Genomic DNA, 20,259 nt, shown 5'->3' with positions numbered 1-20,259 from the left:
CCGGGACCCGCCCTTTTTATGCGCGTTGATCGCTGAGCTCTTCCCTCGCTGTGACCTCGGGCTCGTCCTTCGCGGTGACCTCGGGCTCGTCCTTCGCGGTGACCGCCGGCTCTTCATGCGCGGGTGACCCGTCAGCCAGAACGCCGAAGGCCCGGCCCTCTGGAGGGCCGGGCCTTCAAGCGTGCGGGATGCTATGCCTTGCGCAGGCGGAACGTGAGGGACAGGCCCTCGTCCGTGAACGGCTCGCCGTACGAGTCGTCGGCCTCGCCCTGGGCGAAGTCCGTCGCCAGGACCTCGTCCGCGATCAGACCGGAGTGCTCGCTCAGCGCCGCGACGACCGCAGGGTCCGTGGACGTCCAGCGCAGGGCGATCCGGTCGGCCACGTCCAGACCGCTGTTCTTGCGGGCCTCCTGGATCAGCCGGATCGCGTCACGCGCGAGCCCCGCCTGCCGCAGCTCCTCCGTGATCTCCAGATCCAGCGCCACCGTCGCACCGGAGTCGGACGCCACCGACCATCCCTCGCGCGGGGTCTCGGTGATGATCACCTCGTCCGGAGCCAGGGTGATCGTCTCCCCGTCGACCTCGACCGACGCCGTGCCCTCACGCAGGGCCAGCGACAGCGCGGCCGCGTCCGCGTTCGCCACGGCCTTGGCGACCTCCTGCACCCGCTTGCCGAACCGCTTGCCCAGCGCCCGGAAGTTGGCCTTGGCGGTGGTGTCCACCAGGGAGCCGCCGACCTCGCTCAGTGAGGCGAGCGCGCTGACGTTCAGCTCTTCCGTGATCTGACCGTGCAGCTCCCGGTCCAGCGAGTCGAAGCCCGCCGCCGCGACCAGCGCCCGCGACAGCGGCTGACGGGTCTTGACGCCCGACTCCGCGCGCGTGGCCCGGCCGAGCTCCACGAGCCGCCGTACCAGGACCATCTGCTTCGACAGCTCCGGGTCGATGGCGGACAGGTCCGCCTCCGGCCAGGAGGCGAGGTGCACCGACTCCGGGGCGCCCGGGGTTACCGGCACCACCAGGTCCTGCCAGACCCGCTCGGCGATGAACGGGGTCAGCGGGGCCATCAGCTTGGTGACCGTCTCCACGACCTCGTGCAGGGTGCGCAGCGCCGCCTTGTCGCCCTGCCAGAAGCGGCGACGGGAGCGGCGGACGTACCAGTTGGACAGGTCGTCGACGAACGCCGAGAGCAGCTTGCCGGCGCGCTGGGTGTCGTAGGCCTCCAGAGCCTGCGTCACCTGGTCGGTGAGCGCGTGGAGTTCGGACAGCAGCCAGCGGTCCAGGACCGGGCGGTCGGCGGGGGCCGGATCGGCCTCGCTGGGCGCCCAGTCGGACGTACGGGCGTACAGGGCCTGGAAGGCGACCGTGTTCCAGTACGTCAGCAGCGTCTTGCGCACGACCTCCTGGATCGTGCCGTGGCCCACGCGGCGTGCCGCCCACGGCGAACCGCCGGCCGCCATGAACCACCGCACCGCGTCCGCCCCGTGCCGGTCCATCAGCGGGATCGGCTCCAGGGTGTTGCCCAGGTGCTTCGACATCTTGCGGCCGTCCTCGGCGAGGATGTGCCCGAGGCAGACGACGTTCTCGTAGGAGGACTTGTCGAAGACCAGCGTGCCGACCGCCATCAGCGTGTAGAACCAGCCGCGGGTCTGGTCGATGGCCTCGCAGATGAACTGCGCCGGGTAACGGCTCTCGAACAGCTCCTTGTTCTTGTACGGGTAGCCCCACTGCGCGAACGGCATCGAACCCGAGTCGTACCAGGCGTCGATGACCTCCGGCACGCGCGTGGCCGTCTTGGCGCACGTCGGGCAGGCGAAGGTGACCTCGTCGATGAACGGGCGGTGCGGGTCGAGACCCGACTGGTCCGTGCCGGTCAGCTCGGTGAGCTCGGCGAGGGAGCCGACGCACGTGAGGTGGTCGTCCTCGCAGCGCCAGATCGGCAGCGGGGTGCCCCAGTAGCGGTTGCGGGACAGCGCCCAGTCGATGTTGTTGTTCAGCCAGTCGCCGTACCGGCCGTTCTTGACCGTCTCCGGGAACCAGTTGGTGTTTTCGTTCTCCTGGAGGAGGCGGTCCTTGATGGCCGTGGTGCGGATGTACCAGGACGGCTGCGCGTAGTAGAGGAGCGCGGTGTGGCAGCGCCAGCAGTGCGGGTAGCTGTGCTCGTACGGGATGTGCTTGAAGAGGAGGCCGCGCTGCTGGAGGTCCTCGGTGAGTTTTTCGTCCGCCTTCTTGAAGAAGATGCCGCCGACCAGCGGGACGTCCTCCTCGAAGGTGCCGTCCGGGCGGACCGGATTGACGACGGGGAGGCCGTAGGCGCGGCAGACCTTGAGGTCCTCCTCACCGAAGGCGGGGGACTGGTGGACCAGGCCCGTGCCGTCCTCGGTCGTCACGTACTCGGCGTTGACCACGTAGTGCGCCGGCTCGGGGAACTCAACCAGCTCGAACGGACGTTGATAGGTCCAGCGCTCCATCTCGGTGCCACTGAAGGACTCGCCGGTGGTCTCCCAGCCCTCGCCGAGCGCCTTGCCGACGAGGGGCTCGGCGACGACGAGCTTCTCCGTGCCGTCGGTGGCGACGACATAGGTGACCTCGGGGTGCGCGGCGACCGCGGTGTTGGACACCAGCGTCCACGGGGTCGTCGTCCACACCAGGAGCGCGGCCTGGCCGGCCAGCGGACCGGAGGTGAGCGGGAAACGGACGTACACGGAGGGGTCGACGACCGTCTCGTAGCCCTGCGCCAGCTCGTGGTCGGACAGGCCCGTGCCGCAGCGGGGACACCAGGGGGCGACGCGGTGGTCCTGGACCAGCAGGCCCTTGCCGAAGATCTCCTTCAGCGACCACCAGACCGACTCGATGTACTCGGGGTCCATCGTGCGGTAGGGGTCCTGGAGGTCGGTCCAGTAGCCCATGCGGGTCGTGAGCGCCTCGAAGGCGTCCGTGTGCCGGGTCACCGACTCTCGGCACTTGGCGTTGAACTCCGCGATGCCGTACTTCTCGATGTCCTGCTTGCCGCTGAAGCCGAGCTCCTTCTCGACCGCGAGTTCCACCGGGAGGCCGTGGCAGTCCCAGCCGGCCTTGCGGGCCACGTGGTAGCCGCGCATGGTGCGGAAGCGAGGGAAGACGTCCTTGAAGACGCGCGCCTCGATGTGGTGGGCGCCCGGCATGCCGTTCGCGGTGGGCGGCCCCTCGTAGAACACCCACTCGGGGCGGCCCTCGGACTGCTCCAGGGTCTTGGCGAAGATCTTCTGCTCGCGCCAGAAGTCGAGCACCGCGTGCTCGAGCGCGGGCAGGTCGACCTGGGCGGGCACCTGGCGGTACGTCGGCGTTGTCATCAGCGAGCTTCCTCCGGCGGACTTGCTGCCTTCCGTCCGGAGGGACGAGAGCCGTGTCTTTCTCTACGCCGGTTTCGGCGTGCTCCCGCGGTACCACCCTCCTTGGCCCTCCGGCGCGTGGTGTGCACCGGTGAGCCCCCTCATTGGGGTCGCGATGCCGGTTCTACTGCCCCTCGCGGGGGTTCCTCCGGCGGCTCCGGGGTGATCTTCGCGTCGCGCTCGCCCCCGGGCTTCCACCGTCCCCGGGTCGCTCTGGGCTGCGTACGCCGCTACTCGTCCCCATCCACGCTTTTCGCTCCGCCCAGTGTACGGCGCCGCGCGGACAGCGGCCGACCGGTTTTCGGGTACCCGGGGGTGGCGGTGCCCTACGGCCGGATGTGACCCGAATGGAGCGGTACGCGTGTTCGGATCCTGGGACGGACGGCACGGCGGATTACCCCGCGGGGAGCTGGGCACAACGCATGCAGGCTTGCGGAGCGGCGTGCGCGAGCCGGGCGAATCGGGCGGTGCGCCCCGTTGCCGCGGGACTCGAGTCGATTTATCGTCCCAGCACGATTCGCGTGCAAGATCACAATATGTGAAGGGGCCGCGGCCATGGTGGCGAAGAAGACCGCCGTACAGCAGTCGGCGTCCGGCAGGTCCACACAGGCCCCGGGCGGTGCGGCCAAGGATGTGAGCGGCAAGAAGAGGGTGAGGACGGTACGGGGGGCCGCCGGCGGGGCGGCGAAGAAGACGGCCGAGGGGGAGGCGCCGGAGAGACCGCCGGGCACGGGGAGGGCGCCGGCCGCGAAGAAGCCGGCCGGCAGGGCGGCGACGACGGCCGAGAAGGCCGTGGCGAAGAAGTCGACGGCGGAGAAGGCGGCAGCGAAGAGGTCGGCAGCGGAGAAGTGGACGGCGGGAAAGCCGGCATCGAAGAGCACCGCGGCGAAGAGGACCGCGACTGGGAAAACCGCGGCTGAGAAGCCGGCAGAGGCGAGCAAGACGGCGGCCAAGAAGACGGCCGCGGCGAAGAAGGCGGCGGTCAGGGAAACGGCCGCGGGTAAGAAGGCCGCGGTCAAGGAAACGGCCGCGGGTAAGAAGGCGGCGACGAAAAAGGCGGCGGTCAAGGAAGCGGATCCGGGGAAGAAGGCCGCTGCGAAGAAGACGGCCACCAAGAAAGCCGCGGTGAAGAAGGCCGCTGCGAAGAAGGCCTCCGGGAAGGAGGAGGCCACGAAGCGGGCGGCTGCCTCGAAGACGGCCACCGGGAAAGCGGCCCCCGGGAAGACGGCCACCGGAAAGGCGGCCGGCGGCAAGGTCGCCGCCAAGAAGGCCGCCGGCGCCGAGAAGGGCGCCGCGGCGAAGAAGAGCAAGAGCACGGCCAAGAAGGCGGGCGCGGCGCAGACCGCGGAGCAGACGGGAGCCACGACAGTGGTTGCGAAGAAGACTCCTGGCACGGCCACGGCGGCGAAGACCGCCGTACCCAAGGCGCGGATCGCGGCGGCTGTGGAGCCGGGCGAGCTCGCGGTGCGCCCCGGTGAGGACCCCTGGACGCCGGAGGAGGTCGAGGAGGCGCGTGCGGAGCTGCTGTCCGAGGAGCAGCGGCTGCGTGACGAGATCACGTCGTCGGAGCAGGCTCTGCAGGGCCTGATGCGGGACTCCGGGGACGGCGCGGGCGACGACCAGGCGGACACCGGCGCCAAGAACATCACGCGCGAGCACGAGATGGCGCTCGCGGCCAACGCGCAGGAGATGCTCACCCAGACCGAGCACGCCCTGCAGCGGCTGGACGCCGGCACCTACGGGCTGTGCGAGAACTGCGGCAACCCCATCGGCAAGGCCCGTATGCAGGCCTTCCCCCGGGCCACCCTGTGTGTGGAGTGCAAGCAGAAGCAGGAACGCCGGTACTGAGGGGCCACACATGCGTGCCGTACCCTCGTGCTCAGTCAGGTACCTAGGTTGAGGGACTCACGTGGCAGAGGCGGAGCGCATCATCGGTACGCCGGATTCCCCGGAGGCGGCGGGGGCCGAGTCGCAGCGGGACGGGTCGGCGCCGCCCAGGGGCAGGCGCAAGATCGTCGTGCTGTTCGCGGTGGCCGCCTTCGCGTACACGCTCGACCTGGTCAGCAAGCTGCTCGTGGTCGCGAAGCTGGAGCACCACGCGCCGATCGAGCTGATCGGTGACTGGCTGAAGCTCGAGGCGATCCGCAACGCGGGCGCGGCCTTCGGCTTCGGTGAGGCCTTCACCGTGATCTTCACGGTGATCGCGGCGGCGGTGATCGTGGTGATCGCCCGGCTCGCCCGCAAGCTCTACAGCCTGCCCTGGGCGATCGCGCTGGGCCTGCTGCTGGGCGGTGCGCTCGGCAACCTCACGGACCGGATCTTCCGCTCGCCGGGCGTCTTCGAGGGCGCGGTGGTCGACTTCATCGCCCCCAAGGGCTTCGCGGTCTTCAACCTGGCCGACTCGGCGATCGTGTGCGGCGGCATCCTGATCGTGCTGCTGTCCTTCAAGGGGCTGGACCCGGACGGCACGGTCCACAAGGACTGACCGTCGGTTGTCCACAGGCGCGGTCGGGACGGTCGGCGCTGTCCGGCATACTCGACGGGTGAGCACGATTCCCGAGATCCGTACCCTGCCCGTGCCCGACGGCCTGGAGGGCGAGCGTGTCGACGCCGCCATCTCCCGCATGTTCGGCTTCTCCCGGACGAAGGCCGCTGAGCTCGCCGCGGCGGGGAAGGTCACGGTCGACGGCTCGGTGGTCGGCAAGTCCGAGCGGGTGCACGGCGGCGCCTGGCTCGAGGTCGAGATGCCGCAGGCGCCCGCGCCCGTGCAGGTCGTCGCGGAGCCGGTCGAGGGCATGGAGATCGTGCACGACGACGAAGACGTGGTGGTGATCGTCAAGCCGGTCGGCGTGGCCGCCCACCCGTCGCCGGGCTGGACGGGGCCCACGGTCATCGGCGGTCTCGCCGCGGCCGGCTACCGCATCTCCACCTCGGGTGCCGCCGAGCGCCAGGGCATCGTGCACCGGCTCGACGTCGGCACCTCCGGGCTGATGGTGGTCGCCAAGTCGGAGCGCGCGTACACCTCGCTCAAGCGGCAGTTCAAGGAGCGCACGGTCGACAAGCGGTACCACACGCTCGTCCAGGGCCACCCCGACCCGACCAGCGGCACCATCGACGCGCCCATCGGCCGCCATCCCCACCACGACTACAAGTGGGCGGTCACCGCAGACGGCAAGGCGTCCGTCACGCACTACGACCTCATCGAGGCGTTCCGGGCGGCCTCCCTGCTCGACGTGAAGCTGGAGACCGGCCGCACCCACCAGATCCGCGTCCACATGGCCGCCCACCGCCACCCCTGCGTCGGCGACCTCACCTACGGCGCCGACCCGACCCTCGCCAAGCGGCTGCATCTGACGAGGCAGTGGCTGCACGCCGTCCGGCTCGGCTTCGAGCACCCCGGGGACGGCGAGTGGGTGGAGTTCGCGAGCGACTATCCGGCCGACCTGCAGAAGGCCCTGGACCAGGTCCGCGAGGAGACGTACGGATGAGCACGCGTGCGTACGACGTCCGCATCGCCGTGGACCCGGCCGATCTGGAGGCGTGCTTCGCGGTGCGCAAGGAGGTCTTCGTCGGCGAGCAGGGCGTGCCCGAGGACATCGAGTACGACGCGTACGACGCCGTGGCCCTGCACGTGCTGGCCGTGCGGGACGACGGGGTACCGCTCGGCACCGGGCGCCTGCTGCACGGGGAGGCGGCCGCGGCGAAGGTCGACGGCGACCTCTCGGTGGGCTCGCTCGGGCGGCTCGCCGTCACCCGGGAGGCCCGCGGTCTCGGCGTCGGTGTGGCGCTCGTACGGGCGATCGAGGACGCGGCACGCGCGCGGGGGCTGACGGCTGTGGACCTGCACGCGCAGACGCACGCCCTGGGGTTCTACGAGCGGCTGGGGTACGCGGCGTACGGGCCGGAGTACCCGGAGGCGGGGATACCGCACCGGGCCATGCGGCGCACCCTGTAACGAAGGGGGCCGAAAGGGCTGGTGGGATCGGTGCCGTGGCAGGCTTGAAGTCCGCCTCCCGTCCGTCGATCCTCCCGGAGCACTGACCGTGGATCAGTTGGCCCTGTTGTTCGTCCTGTTGCTCGGGGCCGTGCTGAGCGTCCCGCTGGGGGACCGGTTCGGGGTGCCGGCGCCGGTGCTGATGACCCTGCTCGGGGTAGCCCTCGCGGTGGCCGACTTCGTGCCGAACGTGAACGTCCCGCCCGAGCTGATCCTGCCGCTGCTGCTGCCGCCCCTGCTGTACGCGGCGGTGCGCCGCACGTCCTGGCGGCAGTTCGCGGCGAACCGCCGGCCGATCTTCCTGCTGGCCGTGGCGCTGGTCTTCGTCACCACCCTCTGCGTGGCCGTCATGGCCCACGCCATCGTGCCGGGACTGCCCGTCGCCGCCGCCGTCGCGCTCGGCGCCCTGGTCGCGCCGCCCGACCCGGTCGCGGCGACCGCGGTCGCGGGCCAACTGGGCCTGCCCCGCCGTCTGGTGTCCATCCTGGAGGGCGAGGGCCTGTTCAACGACGTCACGGCGATCGTGCTCTACCACGTCGCGGTCGCCGCCGCGGTGAGCGGCGAGTTCCACACGGGCCGCGCCGCCCTCGACCTGGTGCTGTCCGCCGTGGTCGCCGTCGCGATAGGCGTCGCCCTCGGCTGGGGCGCCAACAGGCTCCTCGACGTGCTCGGCGACGCCACCCTGCAGGTCGGCCTGACGCTGCTCGTGCCGTACGCCTCCTACGTGCTGGCCGAGGAGTTGCACGGTTCCGGGGTGCTGGCCGTGCTCACCACCGCGCTCTTCCTCGCGGAGTACGCGTCCGACCCCGACGACGTGATGACCCGGCTGGCCGGGCACACCTTCTGGGACATCGTCGACACGCTCGTCACCGGGGTCGCCTTCGGGCTGATCGGCCTGGAGCTGCACAACGCGATCCGCACCGCGTCCGGACGGTGGGGCGAGATGCTCGGCTGGGCGGCGGCGGTGCTCGCCGTGGTGGTGCTGGTCCGGCTCACCTGGCTGCTCCCGGCGACCTGGCTCACCAAACGGCTGCACGCCAGACGGGACCACGACGAGGACATCCCGATGGGCTGGCGCGAGACCATCGTGATGTGGTGGTCCGGGATGCGGGGCGTGGCCTCGGTGGCGCTGGCGCTCGCGATCCCCCTGACCACGGATGACGGTTCGGCCTTCCCCGACCGGGACGAGATCGTCTTCATCGCCTTCGGCGTGATCATGGGCACGCTGGTGCTGCAGGGCCTGACCCTGCCCTGGCTGGTGAGGAGGCTCGGGGTGCAGGCCGACACCGAGCACGAGAAGGAGTTCGAGAAGGAACTCGCCGTACGCGCCGCCAAGGCCGCCAAACGCAGGCTCAAGGAGATCGAGGAGGTCGAGGACCTGCCGGACGAGCTGGCGGAGCAGATGCTGCGGCGGGCCCTGGAGATCGGCGTGCGGATCAGCCCGGACATGGGCGAGGAGGAACGGCGCGAGGCGCACGAGATGCGGGTGCGCCGGCTCAAGCGGATGCGGCGGATCCAGGGCGAGCTGCTGAGCGCCGCACGGCACGAGGTGATGGCCGCGCGCAGCGAGCCCGGGGCGGACCCGGAGATCGTGGACCGGGTGCTGCGCCATCTCGACGTACGCAGCCTGCGCTGACCGGAAACGGTTGCGCGCGCCGGGCTGCGCATGCGTAGGGTCGGATCATGGCTCGCAATGTGGTGATCAGTGGCGGAGGTACGGGAATCGGGCTCGCGGCGGCGCGGGTGTTCGCGGCGGAGGGTGACCGCGTCCTGCTGCTCGGGCGGCGGGAGGAGGTCCTGCGGAAGGCCGATGTGCCGGGGGCGTCGACGTACGCCGCCGACCTGGCCGACACCGCCGCCGTGCGCGGGGTCGCGGAGTTCGTGGCGGAGGAGTTCGGGACCGTGGACGTGCTGATCCACGGCGCCGGCGGCACCGGGCAACTGGAGCCCCCGGCCGGGAGCGAGGACCCGCTCGACCGGGTCGCGCACAACTGGACCGTCAACTTCCGGATCAACACCCTGACCGCCGCCCTGCTCACCGAGGCCCTCAAGGACCGGCTCGCCTCCCCGGGTGGACGAGTGCTGTTCGTCAGCTCCATCGCCGCCTACCGGGGCTCAGGAAGCGGGGCGTACGGGGGTGCCAAGGCCGCGTTGCACCCGTACGCCCATGACCTGGCGCGGGAGCTCGGGCCGCGCGGGATCACCGCGAACGTGGTCGCGCCCGGCTACATCGAGGACACCGAGTTCTTCGGGCCCGCCATCGACCCGGCCCGGCGTGAGCGGCTCGTCGCCGACACGCTCGACAAGCGCGCCGGCACCCCCGGCGACGTCGCCTCGACCCTGCACTGGCTGGCCTCACCGGGCGCGGCGCACGTCACCTCGCAGGTGATCCAGGTCAACGGGGGCGCCGAGCGCGGGCACTGAGCCCGCGCGGCGCCCGCTGTTCGGCTACTCGCGCGCGCGGCGCGCCGCGGCGGCGTCGCGGTGGCCGTCGAGATGCCCGTTCACACGGCCGTCCAGGTGGTCGTCGAGGGCGGGCCGGCTCGGCGGCAGCACGGCGTCCGCCGTGTTGACGCGGGGCAGCGCGTACGGGTGCTCCGCGCACAGCCAGCTGAGCATCTGCTCGCGCACCGCCACTCGTACCGTCCAGATGTCGTCCGCGTCCTTCGCCGTGACCAGGGCGCGGACCTGGATGGTGTTGGGCGTGGAGTCGGTGACCACGAGGTTGTGGGCGCGGCCGTCCCAGGCCGGGCACTCGCGCAGGATGTCCCGCAGCCGCTCCCGCATCGCCTCGACGGGCGCCGAGTGGTCCAGGTGCCAGTAGACGATGCCCGTCATCTGGTTGCTGCCGCGCGACCAGTTCTCGAACGGCTTGGAGGTGAAGTACGACACCGGCATGGTGATCCGGCGCTCGTCCCACGTCCGCACGGTCAGGAACGTCAGGGTGATCTCCTCGACCGTGCCCCACTCGCCGTCCACCACCACGGTGTCGCCGAGCCGCACCATGTCGCCGAAGGCGATCTGCAGACCCGCGAACATGTTGCCCAGCGTCGACTGGGCGGCGACACCGGCGACGATGCCGAGGATGCCGGCCGAGGCCAGCAGCGAGGCACCGGCCGCGCGCATCGCGGGGAACGTCAGCAGCATCGCGGCCACGGCCACCACGCCGACGATCGCCGCGACCACGCGCATGATCAGCGACACCTGGGTGCGCACCCGGCGGACCCGGGCGGCGTCGTGGTGGGCGCGGGCGTACCGGCTGTAGGAGGTCTCGACTATCGCCGCCGCGATCCGGATCACCAGCCAGGCCGCCGCCCCGATCAGCACCAGGGTCAGGAACTGGCCCACGGCGACCCGGTGTTCGCGCAGCAGCCGGGCCTCGTCGTAGGAGCCTCTGAGCATGGCCGCGCAGAGCACGAGCTGGTAGGGGATGCGGCCACGGCGCAGCAGACCCCACAGCGGGGTCTCGCTGTGCCGTCCGTCGGCCTTGCGCAGCAACTGGTCGGTGGCCCAGCCGATCACGAGCGTGAGGACGACCGAGCCGCCGATCACGATCAGCGGGCGGAGTACGTTCTCCATGCCTCCGAACCTAACCGGCTCTCCGGGGTCATGAACATGTGACTTCCGGCGCGAAAGGGGTACGGCGGTCGCGGGGCGTTGTCAGTGCCGGCTGGCACCATGGGCCTCATGAACATCATGCTCTTTCACTCGACCTACGGCCTCAGGCCCGGGGTGCGCCTGGCCGCGGACCGGCTGCGCGGTGCCGGACACGAGGTGTGGACCCCGGACCTCTTCGAGGGGCGTACGTTCGAGACGGTGGAGGAGGGCATGGCCTTCAAGGACCGGATCGGCAAGGACGAGCTGCTCAGAAGAGCCGTGCTGGCCGCCGCGCCCTACTCCGAGAGGGGCCTGGTGTATGCCGGGTTCTCGCTCGGCGCCTCCGTCGCGCAGACCCTCGCCCTCGGCGACGAGAAGGCCCGTGGGCTGCTGCTCCTGCACGGGACCTCGGACATCGCGCCGAACGCGTCGGTGGACGATCTGCCGGTCCAGCTGCACGTGGCCGAGCCGGACCCGTTCGAGACGGACGACTGGCTGAGCGCCTGGTATCTGCAGATGCGCAAAGCGGGCGCGGACGTGGAGATCTACCGGTACGCCGGTGCCGGCCATGTCTACACCGACCCCGAACTGCCGGACTACGACGAGGAGGCCGCCGAGGCCACCTGGAGGGTGGCGCTCGGCTTCCTCGAAACGCTCTGATCGGACGGGTCTGCTCAGACTGGGTCGTACGTCCGCTCGACCTTCTGCGTGCCGCTGCGGGTGCGGTACGAACGCTCCCAGGACGAGGTCGCGTTCTTGTCCGTGCGGTCGGACAGGACGTAGTAGTCCATCTGCGCGCGATCGGCGGTGATGTCCAGGACGCCGTAGCCGTGGCGGTCGGTGTCGACCCAGTGGACGTGCCGGTTGGCGGCGCGGATGACCGGTGAGGCGATCGCGGAGACCGTGCCCTCGGGGACCTTCACGATGTCGTCGAGGTTGTCGGAGGTCACCGACGTCACGACGAACTCGGTGGCGGCGGAGGCCGACAGCGGGTACGTACCGGCGTCCACCGGCACGTCGTTGGCCCACGCCATGTGGATGTCACCGGTCAGGAACACGGTGTTGCGGATGGCGTTCGAGGTCAGATGGGCGAGCAGTTCGCGCCGGTCGTCGGTGTAGCCGTCCCACTGGTCGGTGTTGACCGCGAGGCCCTCCTGCGGCAGTCCGAGGAGCTTGGCGAGCGGCTTGAGGAGGTCGGCGGAGAGCGAGCCGACGACGAACGGCGCGATCATCACCGAGTTGCCGACCAGCCGCCAGGTGGTGTCGGAGGCCTTCAGCCCGGCCTTCAGCCAGTCGAGTTGGGCGCGGCCGGTGATCGTGCGGTCCGGGTCGTCAACCGAACCGGAGCCGGAGGTGGCCTGCTGGGAGCGGAAGGAGCGCAGGTCCAGCAGGGACAGGTCGGCGAGCTTCCCGAAACGCAGCCGGCGGTACGTGGTGCCCGCGATCGCCGGGCGCACCGGCATCCACTCGAAGTAGGCCTGCTTGGCGGCCGCCTTGCGGTCGGTCCAGGTGCCCTCGGCGCCCTCGGTGTGGTTGACCGCGCCGCCGGACCAAGCGTTGTCGGCGAACTCGTGGTCGTCCCAGATCGCGACGACCGGCGCCTTCGCGTGCAGCGCCTGCAGGTCCGGGTCGGTCTTGTACCTGCCGTGCCGGGTGCGGTAGTCGGCGAGCGTGAGGATCTCGTTGGCCGGCGCGTGCGGCCGTACGACCGTGCCGCGGGCCGCGTACTCGCCGGACTTGTACTCGTAGATGTAGTCGCCGAGATGCAGCCAGGCGTCCAGGTCGCCGCGTGCCGCGAGATGGCGGTACGAGGCGAAGTAACCGCCCTCCCAGTTGGCGCAGGAGACCACGCCGAAGCGCAGGCCGGTGACGGCCGCGTCGGCGGCGGGCGCGGTGCGGGTGCGGGCGGCGGGGGAGTCCGTGCCGCCGGCCGAGAAGCGGAACCAGTAGTCGGTGGCCGGCTCCAGGCCCCGTATGTCCGCCTTCACGGTGTGGTCGGAGGCGGCGGTCGCCGTGGTCGAGCCCTTGGCGACGATCGTCGTGAACGCCTTGTCCCGGGCCACCACCCAGCTCACCTGGGTGTCCGGGCCGAGCCCCGAACCGGGCACCGCCTCGGCGGTGGGCGTCACCCGGGTCCACAGCAGGACGCCGTCGGGCAGCGGATCGCCGGAGGCGACGCCGTGCAGGAACTGCGGGGTGTCGGCGGCGGCCCGGGCGGGCAGGGCTGCGGCGAGCGGGCCGGCCAGAACAGCCGTCGCCGCCGCGGCCTTGACGACCGTACGGCGGCGGGGCGAGCGCGAGTTGAGGTCCTGGGACGCCTCGGATGATCTGTATCGACTGGTCACGGGCGAACAGGTTACTGACCGGTACGCGCGAGAGCGGGCGAACTCGCAAAAGTTCGCCCGCTCTTCCCTCGGAGGTCGTTCACCGACCCCGGGATCAGGCCTTGAGGGCCGCCCCCACCACCTGGTTGAACTGCTCCACCGTCATCGGCGGGTTGCCCTGGCTGTCGGCCGTGAGCATCTTGCCGTTCATGACGAAGCTCGGCGTGCCGGTCACGCCGTCCTTGTTGTCGTCGAAGGTCTTCGACATGGCCATCGCCCAGGCGTCGTACGTGCCCTTCTTCACCGCGTCCTGGAACTTGGTGTTGTCCTTCAGGGCGGGCACGGTCTGGGCGACCTTGATGAGGTAGCTGTCGTCCTTGAACTTGTCGGTCGTCTCGTCCGGGTGCCACTTCGTCGAGTACAGGGCGGTCTTGTACGCGAGGAACGCGTCGTCGCTGACGTTCAGCGCGGCACCCAGGGCGCTCAGCGCGTTCTTGGAGCCCTGTCCGTTGTCCTTGTCGTCGATGAACGTGCCACCGATGTACTGGATCTTGAACTTGCCGCTGTCGATGTCCTTGATCACGGTCGAGCCGACGGTCTGCTCGAACTGGGCGCAGACCGGGCAGCGCGGGTCCTCGTAGACCTTGAGGGTCTTCTTCGCGTCGGCCTTGCCTATGGCGACGGTGGTGCCCTTGGTGCCGGTCGTGTTGGCCGGGGCCACCACCTTGGCGTCCTTCAGGCCCGCCCAGTAGCTGGGCTTGTTGGCCTGGACGACCGCGTAGCCGATGCCGCCTGCCGCCGCGAGGACGGCGACGATCGAGCCGGCGACGATGATCTGCCGCTTCGCCTTGGCCCGCTTGGCCTGACGCTCGCGCTCCTGGCGCAGCCGCTCCCGGGCCGCCGTCTTGGCCGCCTGGGTGTTCCGCTTGCTCATGTTGGTGTTCTCCATGTGGGACGCGCATATGTCGTGCGCGGGATACGTGTGGGGGACTGCTCGTGCTCAGTGCTCGTGCTCGGTGCTCGTGAGGGGCGACGGGCGCCGTCGGCACCGGATGTCAGGCGAGGGCGAGCGGCAGCGGTGGTCCGCGTCGGCCCAGGGAGTGCACGAGGAGCCGGTCGCGCACGACGGCCGGGGCGAGCTCGGGGCGGCCCAGGCGCCGTACCGTCGAGGCCGGGCGGACGGTGACGGCGGCGACCGCCAGCAGCAGCGGCCGGAAGGTCGTGGCGGCCACCGCGCACAGCAGCTGGGCCAGCGCCCGCTCGCCGCGGCGCAGCCAGGCGGCGGCGAGCAGTCCGACGCCGACATGGGCGCCGAGCAGCAGCCAGGCGGTGGCCGGGTCGGCGTGCGCGAGCAGCGCCGCGAGGCGGTCGGGGTCCGCGCCGGTGACCTGCGCCAGCGGGGTGCCGACCTGGGTGTTGCTGCCGCACAGCACGTCCCAGCCGACCGAGGCCAGGGGGCCGGCGACCGGGCCGCCCGCGCGGCCGTAGCAGACGTGCTGGCCGGTGGTGAGGATGGTGTCGGCGGCCAGCTCCAGCGGGATCAGCAGACCGGCGATCGGCAAGAAGCCGCGCTCACGGCCGGCCAGCGCGTAGGAGACCGCGAACACGGCGGCGGCGAGCGCGGCCACCGTGTTCAGCGGCAGCGGGACCCGTGACAGCAGCACGTGCGACGCGGTGCTGAGCGTCACTACGAGTGCCGTGAACAGCGCCGCGCGCAGCGCTCTGAGTCGGGTCCCGGAGATGTCCATAGCGTGGAGAGTGTGTCACGTGCTCCGGTAAGGGACCCTTAAAAGGTCCCTGTGAGATGACGGACTGTGCCGGACTGTTAGAGACCCGGGATCCGCCCGTTGCGGAACAGGTCCACGAAGATCTGGTGGTCGGTACGCGCGCGTGCGCCGTAGTCGTGCGCGAAGCCGACCAGGAGGTCCGCGAAGCCGTCCTCGTCCGCCGCGATCGCCGCGTCGATGGCCCGCTCGGTGGAGAACGGCACCAGGGACTCGCCGGAGGTGTCGTCCGCCGCCGCGTGCATGGTCGCCGTCGCCCGGCCGAGGTCGGCGACGACCGCCGCGATCTCCTCCGGGTCGTCGATGTCGCCCCAGTCCAGGTCGACCGCGTACGGCGAGACCTCCGCCACCAGCTGGCCCGCGCCGTCCAGCTCGGTCCAGCCCAGCCACGGGTCCGCGTGCGCCTGAAGGGCGCGCTGGGAGATCACCGTGCGGTGGCCCTCGTGCTGGAAGTAGTCCCGGATCGCCGGGTCGGTGATGTGCCGGGAGACGGCCGGGGTCTGGGCCTGCTTGATGTAGATCACCACGTCGTTCTCCAGGGCGTCGCTGTGCCCCTCGAGAAGGATGTTGTACGACGGCAGCCCGGCCGACCCGATGCCGATGCCGCGCCGGCCCACCACGTCCTTGACCCGGTAGGAGTCGGGGCGGGCCAGCGAGGAGTCCGGCAGCGTCTCCAGGTAGCCGTCGAAGGCCGCCAGGACCTTGTAGCGGGTGGCCGCGTCCAGCTCGATGGAGCCGCCGCCCGGGGCGAAGCGGCGCTCGAAGTCACGGATCTCCGTCATCGAGTCCAGCAGCTCGAAGCGGGTCAGCGAACGGGCCGCGCGCAGGGCGCCCAGCAGCGGGCCCTCCGCGGTGTCCAGGGTGAACGGCGGCACCTCGTCGCTCTTGGCGCCGGTCGCCAGCGCGTGGATCCGCTCGCGGTACGCGCCCGCGTACACCCGCACCAGCTCGCTGATCTGGTCGTCGCTGAGCGCCTTCGCGTACCCGATCAGCGCGACGGAGGCGGAGAAGCGCTTCAGGTCCCAGGTGAACGGACCGACGTAGGCCTCGTCGAAGTCGTTGACGTTGAACACCAGACGGCCGTTGGAGTCCATGTACGTGCCGAAGTTCTCCGCGTGCAGGTCGCCGTGGATCCACACGCGCGAGGTGCGCTCGTCCAGGTACGGACCGCCCCGCTTGTCGGCGTCGAGGTCGTGGTAGAAGAGGCACGCGGTGCCCCGGTAGAACGCGAACGCGGAAGCCGCCATCTTGCGGAACTTCACCCGGAACGCGGCCGGATCGGCGGCCAGGAGCTCGCCGAAGGCGGTGTCGAAGACGGCGAGGATCTCCTCGCCGCGCTGCTCGTCGTTGAGCTGGGGAACCGACATCGCGGGATGCCTCCTGGTGCATGGACGGGTGCGACAGCGTGTCTGCCGCTTCAACGGGCGGCGGGTCGCGGAAGTGCCCGCGACCCCCGCTGTGAAGGTACGCGGGGGAGCCCTCGGATTGTCAGTGCCGGGGCATAGACTTCGACGCTGACCCCAGGACTGTCGCCGGCCCGTCGTCCACCGTTTCCTCTGGAGGCTCCACCGTGTCAAAGCCGCCGTTCACGCACCTGCACGTCCACACCCAGTACTCGCTGCTGGACGGTGCCGCGCGGCTCAAGGACATGTTCAACGCCTGCAACGAGATGGGCATGACGCACATCGCCATGTCCGACCACGGCAACCTCCACGGGGCGTACGACTTCTTCCACTCCGCGAAGAAGGCCGGGGTCACCCCGATCATCGGCATCGAGGCCTATGTCGCCCCGGAGTCCCGGCGCAACAAGCGCAAGATCCAGTGGGGCCAGCCGCACCAGAAGCGGGACGACGTCTCGGGTTCCGGCGGTTACACCCACAAGACCATGTGGGCCGTGAACTCGACGGGTCTGCACAACCTCTTCCGCCTCTCCTCGGACGCCTACGCCGAGGGCTGGCTGCAGAAGTGGCCGCGGATGGACAAGGAGACCATCTCCCAGTGGTCCGAGGGGATCGTCGCCTCCACCGGCTGCCCCTCCGGCGAGGTGCAGACCCGGCTGCGCCTGGGCCAGGAGGAGGAGGCCCTCAAGGCGGCCGCCGACTACCAGGACATCTTCGGCAAGGACCGCTACTTCCTGGAGCTGATGGACCACGGCATCGACATCGAGCACCGGGTCCGCGACGGTCTGCTGGAGATCGGCCGGAAGCTCGGCATCCCCCCGCTGGTCACCAACGACTCGCACTACACCTACGCGCACGAGGCGACCGCCCACGACGCCCTGCTGTGCATCCAGACCGGCAAGAACCTCTCCGACCCCGACCGCTTCAAGTTCGACGGCACCGGCTACTACCTGAAGTCCACGGACGAGATGTATGCCATCGACTCCTCGGACGCCTGGCAGGAGGGCTGCCGCAACACCCTCCTGATCGCCGAGATGGTCGACACCGACGGCATGTTCGAGGCCAAGAACCTCATGCCGAAGTTCGACATCCCCGAGGGCTACACCGAGGTCACCTGGTTCAAGGAGGAGGTCCGCCGCGGCATGGAGCGCCGCTTCCCCGGCGGCATCCCCGAGGACCGCCAGAAGCAGGCCGAGTACGAGATGGACGTCATCATCTCGATGGGCTTCCCCGGCTACTTCCTCGTCGTCGCCGACTTCATCATGTGGGCCAAGAACAACGGCATCGCGGTCGGCCCCGGCCGAGGCTCCGCGGCCGGCTCGATCGTCGCGTACGCCATGGGCATCACCGACCTCGACCCCATCCCGCACGGCCTGATCTTCGAGCGGTTCCTCAACCCCGAGCGCATCTCCATGCCCGACGTCGACATCGACTTCGACGAGCGCAGGCGCGTCGAGGTGATCAGGTACGTGACCGAGAAATACGGCGCCGACAAGGTCGCCATGATCGGCACCTACGGCAAGATCAAGGCGAAGAACGCGATCAAGGACTCCGCGCGCGTGCTGGGTTACCCGTACGCGATGGGCGACCGCATCACCAAGGCCATGCCCGCCGACGTCCTCGGCAAGGGCATCGACCTCAACGGCATCACCGACCCCTCGCACCCCCGGTACTCGGAGGCGGGCGAGGTGCGCGCCATGTACGAGAACGAACCGGACGTGAAGAAGGTCATCGACACCGCCAAGGGCGTCGAGGGCCTGGTCCGGCAGATGGGCGTGCACGCCGCCGGCGTGATCATGTCCAGCGAGACCATCACCGAGCACGTGCCGGTCTGGGTGCGGCACACCGACGGCGTGACCATCACGCAGTGGGACTACCCGAGCTGCGAGTCGCTCGGCCTGCTGAAGATGGACTTCCTCGGCCTGCGCAACCTGACGATCATGGACGACGCCGTCAAGATGGTGAAGTCCAACAAGGGCATCGACCTGGAGCTGCTGAGCCTCCCGCTGGACGACCCCAAGACCTTCGAACTCCTCCAGCGCGGCGAGACCCTCGGCGTCTTCCAGTTCGACGGCGGCCCCATGCGCTCGCTGCTGCGTCTGATGAAGCCGGACAACTTCGAGGACATCTCCGCCGTCTCCGCGCTCTACCGTCCGGGCCCGATGGGCATGGACTCGCACACCAACTACGCGCTGCGCAAGAACAAGCTCCAGGAGATCACCCCGATCCACCCCGAGCTGGAGGAGCCCCTCAGGGAGGTCCTGGACGTCACCTACGGCCTGATCGTCTATCAGGAGCAGGTGCAGAAGGCCGCGCAGATCATCGCCGGCTACTCGCTCGGCGAGGCCGACATCCTCCGCCGCGTGATGGGCAAGAAGAAGCCCGACGAGCTCGCCAAGAACTTCACCATCTTCCAGGCCGGCGCCCAGAAGAACGGCTACAGCGACGAGGCCATCCAGGCCCTGTGGGACGTGCTGGTGCCCTTCGCCGGCTACGCCTTCAACAAGGCCCACTCGGCCGCGTACGGACTGGTCTCCTACTGGACCGCCTACCTCAAGGCGAACTACCCGGCCGAGTACATGGCGGCGCTGCTGACCTCCGTCAAGGACGACAAGGACAAGTCGGCGGTCTACCTCAACGAGTGCCGCCGCATGGGCATCAAGGTGCTCCCGCCGAACGTCAACGAGTCGGTGCACAACTTCGCCGCCCAGGGCGACGACGTGATCCTCTTCGGCCTGGAGGCCGTGCGCAACGTCGGTACCGGCGTGGTCGACTCGATCATCAGGGCGCGCAAGGCGAAGGGGAAGTTCGCCTCCTTCCCCGACTACCTGGACAAGATCGACGCCGCCGCCTGCAACAAGCGGACCACGGAATCGCTCATCAAGGCGGGCGCGTTCGACTCGCTCGGCCACACCCGCAAGGGACTCACCGCCCAGTACGAGCCGATGATCGACAACGTGGTCGCGGTCAAGCGCAAGGAGGCGGAAGGGCAGTTCGACCTCTTCGGCGGGATGGGCGAGGAGGACTCCAGCGAGCCCGGGTTCGGGCTCGACGTCGAGTTCACCACCGAGGAGTGGGACAAGACCTATCTGCTCGCCCAGGAGCGGGAGATGCTCGGTCTGTACGTCTCCGACCACCCTCTGTTCGGCCTGGAGCACGTGCTGTCCGACAAGGCCGACGCGGGCATCGCCCAGCTCACCGGCGGGGAGCACGCGGACGGAGCGGTCGTCACCATCGGCGGCATCATCTCGGGTCTGCAGCGCAAGATGACCAAGCAGGGCAACGCCTGGGCGATCGCGACCGTCGAGGACCTCGCCGGCTCCATCGAGTGCATGTTCTTCCCGGCGACCTACCAGCTGGTGTCGACCCAACTCGTCGAGGACGCCGTGGTGTTCGTCAAGGGCCGGCTCGACAAGCGCGAGGACGTGCCGCGGCTGGTCGCGATGGAGCTGCAGGTGCCCGACCTGTCCAACGCGGGCACCAACGCGCCGGTGATCCTCACCATCCCGGCCACCCGGGTCACCCCGCCGATGGTCAGCCGCCTCGGCGAGATCCTCACGCACCACAAGGGCGACAGCGAGGTCCGCATCAGGCTCCAGGGGCCGACGAAGACCACGGTGCTGCGACTGGACCGGCACCGGGTGAAGCCGGACCCGGCACTCTTCGGTGACCTCAAGGTGCTGCTCGGCCCGTCCTGCCTGGCCGGCTGAGCACGGCACCCACGCGCGAGGGGCGCCCCTTCACGGGTGCGCCCCTCGGTCGTGCCTGGGTCTCAACAACCCGTTACGCAGC

14 protein-coding genes are annotated in these 20,259 nt (G+C 70.1%); 8 read left to right on the top strand and 6 right to left on the bottom strand.

Annotated elements, in window-relative coordinates; translation table 11 throughout:
• Positions 1–191 precede the first annotated feature (191 nt).
• Positions 192–3,329 (bottom strand): isoleucine--tRNA ligase, encoded by a 3,138-nt coding sequence (gene ileS, locus ACWCQ1_RS06760; RefSeq protein WP_133042839.1) that lies wholly within the window; start codon positions 3,327–3,329, stop codon positions 192–194.
• Between the two features lie 594 nt (positions 3,330–3,923).
• Here ileS and ACWCQ1_RS06755 point away from each other — a divergent pair.
• The 6 genes from ACWCQ1_RS06755 (at position 3,924) to ACWCQ1_RS06730 (ending at position 9,786) form a co-directional block, all read left to right on the top strand.
• Complete coding sequence (locus tag ACWCQ1_RS06755; RefSeq protein WP_451025994.1) at positions 3,924–5,216, top strand: TraR/DksA C4-type zinc finger protein; 1,293 nt, start codon at positions 3,924–3,926, stop codon at positions 5,214–5,216.
• 61 nt (positions 5,217–5,277) lie between these two features.
• Positions 5,278–5,853 carry a signal peptidase II gene (lspA, locus tag ACWCQ1_RS06750; protein WP_133042837.1) on the top strand — a complete coding sequence of 192 codons (576 nt, stop codon included), beginning with the start codon at positions 5,278–5,280 and terminating at the stop codon, positions 5,851–5,853.
• A gap of 58 nt (positions 5,854–5,911) precedes the next feature.
• Positions 5,912–6,856, top strand: coding sequence for an RluA family pseudouridine synthase (locus ACWCQ1_RS06745; protein WP_358595174.1), 945 nt, complete (start codon positions 5,912–5,914; stop codon positions 6,854–6,856).
• Positions 6,853–7,323 carry a GNAT family N-acetyltransferase gene (locus ACWCQ1_RS06740; RefSeq protein WP_358595171.1) on the top strand — a complete coding sequence of 157 codons (471 nt, stop codon included), beginning with the start codon at positions 6,853–6,855 and terminating at the stop codon, positions 7,321–7,323. Before ACWCQ1_RS06745 ends, ACWCQ1_RS06740 begins: the two co-directional genes overlap by 4 nt.
• A gap of 88 nt (positions 7,324–7,411) precedes the next feature.
• On the top strand, positions 7,412–8,998 hold the full coding sequence (locus ACWCQ1_RS06735) for a Na+/H+ antiporter (RefSeq protein WP_451025993.1): 1,587 nt from the start codon (positions 7,412–7,414) through the stop codon (positions 8,996–8,998).
• Between the two features lie 47 nt (positions 8,999–9,045).
• The gene (locus ACWCQ1_RS06730) at positions 9,046–9,786 is read left to right on the top strand and encodes an SDR family NAD(P)-dependent oxidoreductase (RefSeq protein WP_358595168.1); all 741 of its coding nucleotides are present in this window, start codon (positions 9,046–9,048) and stop codon (positions 9,784–9,786) included.
• A 24-nt stretch (positions 9,787–9,810) separates the two neighbouring features.
• Here ACWCQ1_RS06730 and ACWCQ1_RS06725 read toward each other — a convergent pair whose 3' ends face one another.
• Positions 9,811–10,941: a mechanosensitive ion channel family protein gene (locus ACWCQ1_RS06725; protein WP_133042832.1), complete on the bottom strand. Its 1,131-nt coding sequence runs from the start codon at positions 10,939–10,941 to the stop codon at positions 9,811–9,813.
• A gap of 108 nt (positions 10,942–11,049) precedes the next feature.
• Between ACWCQ1_RS06725 and ACWCQ1_RS06720 the strand changes: the two genes are divergently transcribed.
• A complete protein-coding gene (locus ACWCQ1_RS06720; RefSeq protein ID WP_133042831.1) occupies positions 11,050–11,619 on the top strand; it encodes a dienelactone hydrolase family protein in 570 nt (189 codons plus the stop codon).
• A 14-nt stretch (positions 11,620–11,633) separates the two neighbouring features.
• Here the strand turns inward: ACWCQ1_RS06720 and ACWCQ1_RS06715 are convergent, their stop codons facing one another.
• The 4 genes from ACWCQ1_RS06715 to ACWCQ1_RS06700 all read right to left on the bottom strand — a co-directional run bounded on the left by ACWCQ1_RS06715 (position 11,634) and on the right by ACWCQ1_RS06700 (position 16,434).
• Entirely contained in the window at positions 11,634–13,304 is a 1,671-nt protein-coding gene (locus tag ACWCQ1_RS06715) for an alkaline phosphatase D family protein (protein ID WP_133042830.1), read from the bottom strand.
• Between the two features lie 94 nt (positions 13,305–13,398).
• Positions 13,399–14,217 carry a thioredoxin domain-containing protein gene (locus tag ACWCQ1_RS06710; protein WP_451025992.1) on the bottom strand — a complete coding sequence of 273 codons (819 nt, stop codon included), beginning with the start codon at positions 14,215–14,217 and terminating at the stop codon, positions 13,399–13,401.
• A gap of 121 nt (positions 14,218–14,338) precedes the next feature.
• Positions 14,339–15,031, bottom strand: coding sequence for a hypothetical protein (locus ACWCQ1_RS06705; protein WP_133042828.1), 693 nt, complete (start codon positions 15,029–15,031; stop codon positions 14,339–14,341).
• A 77-nt stretch (positions 15,032–15,108) separates the two neighbouring features.
• Complete coding sequence (locus ACWCQ1_RS06700; RefSeq protein WP_358595160.1) at positions 15,109–16,434, bottom strand: DUF2252 domain-containing protein; 1,326 nt, start codon at positions 16,432–16,434, stop codon at positions 15,109–15,111.
• Between the two features lie 203 nt (positions 16,435–16,637).
• Between ACWCQ1_RS06700 and dnaE the strand changes: the two genes are divergently transcribed.
• A complete protein-coding gene (gene dnaE / locus ACWCQ1_RS06695; protein ID WP_133042826.1) occupies positions 16,638–20,177 on the top strand; it encodes a DNA polymerase III subunit alpha in 3,540 nt (1,179 codons plus the stop codon).
• Positions 20,178–20,259: the final 82 nt, after the last annotated feature.

The sequence above is a fragment of the Streptomyces sp. NPDC002144 genome (assembly GCF_053593695.1).
The sequence above is the reverse complement of the archived record's forward strand: the minus strand, read 5'-3'. Positions and strand labels throughout refer to the sequence as shown.

Excerpts from the sequence above, each read along its gene's own strand:
- ileS (WP_133042839.1), bottom strand. The coding sequence starts at position 3,329 with ATGACAACGCCGACGTACCGCCAGGTGCCCGCCCAGGTCGACCTGCCC.
- ACWCQ1_RS06755 (WP_451025994.1), top strand. The coding sequence starts at position 3,924 with ATGGTGGCGAAGAAGACCGCCGTACAGCAGTCGGCGTCCGGCAGGTCC.
- ACWCQ1_RS06740 (WP_358595171.1), top strand. The coding sequence starts at position 6,853 with ATGAGCACGCGTGCGTACGACGTCCGCATCGCCGTGGACCCGGCCGAT.
- ACWCQ1_RS06730 (WP_358595168.1), top strand. The coding sequence starts at position 9,046 with ATGGCTCGCAATGTGGTGATCAGTGGCGGAGGTACGGGAATCGGGCTC.
- ACWCQ1_RS06725 (WP_133042832.1), bottom strand. The coding sequence starts at position 10,941 with ATGGAGAACGTACTCCGCCCGCTGATCGTGATCGGCGGCTCGGTCGTC.
- ACWCQ1_RS06720 (WP_133042831.1), top strand. The coding sequence starts at position 11,050 with ATGAACATCATGCTCTTTCACTCGACCTACGGCCTCAGGCCCGGGGTG.
- ACWCQ1_RS06710 (WP_451025992.1), bottom strand. The coding sequence starts at position 14,217 with ATGAGCAAGCGGAACACCCAGGCGGCCAAGACGGCGGCCCGGGAGCGG.
- ACWCQ1_RS06705 (WP_133042828.1), bottom strand. The coding sequence starts at position 15,031 with ATGGACATCTCCGGGACCCGACTCAGAGCGCTGCGCGCGGCGCTGTTC.
- ACWCQ1_RS06700 (WP_358595160.1), bottom strand. The coding sequence starts at position 16,434 with ATGTCGGTTCCCCAGCTCAACGACGAGCAGCGCGGCGAGGAGATCCTC.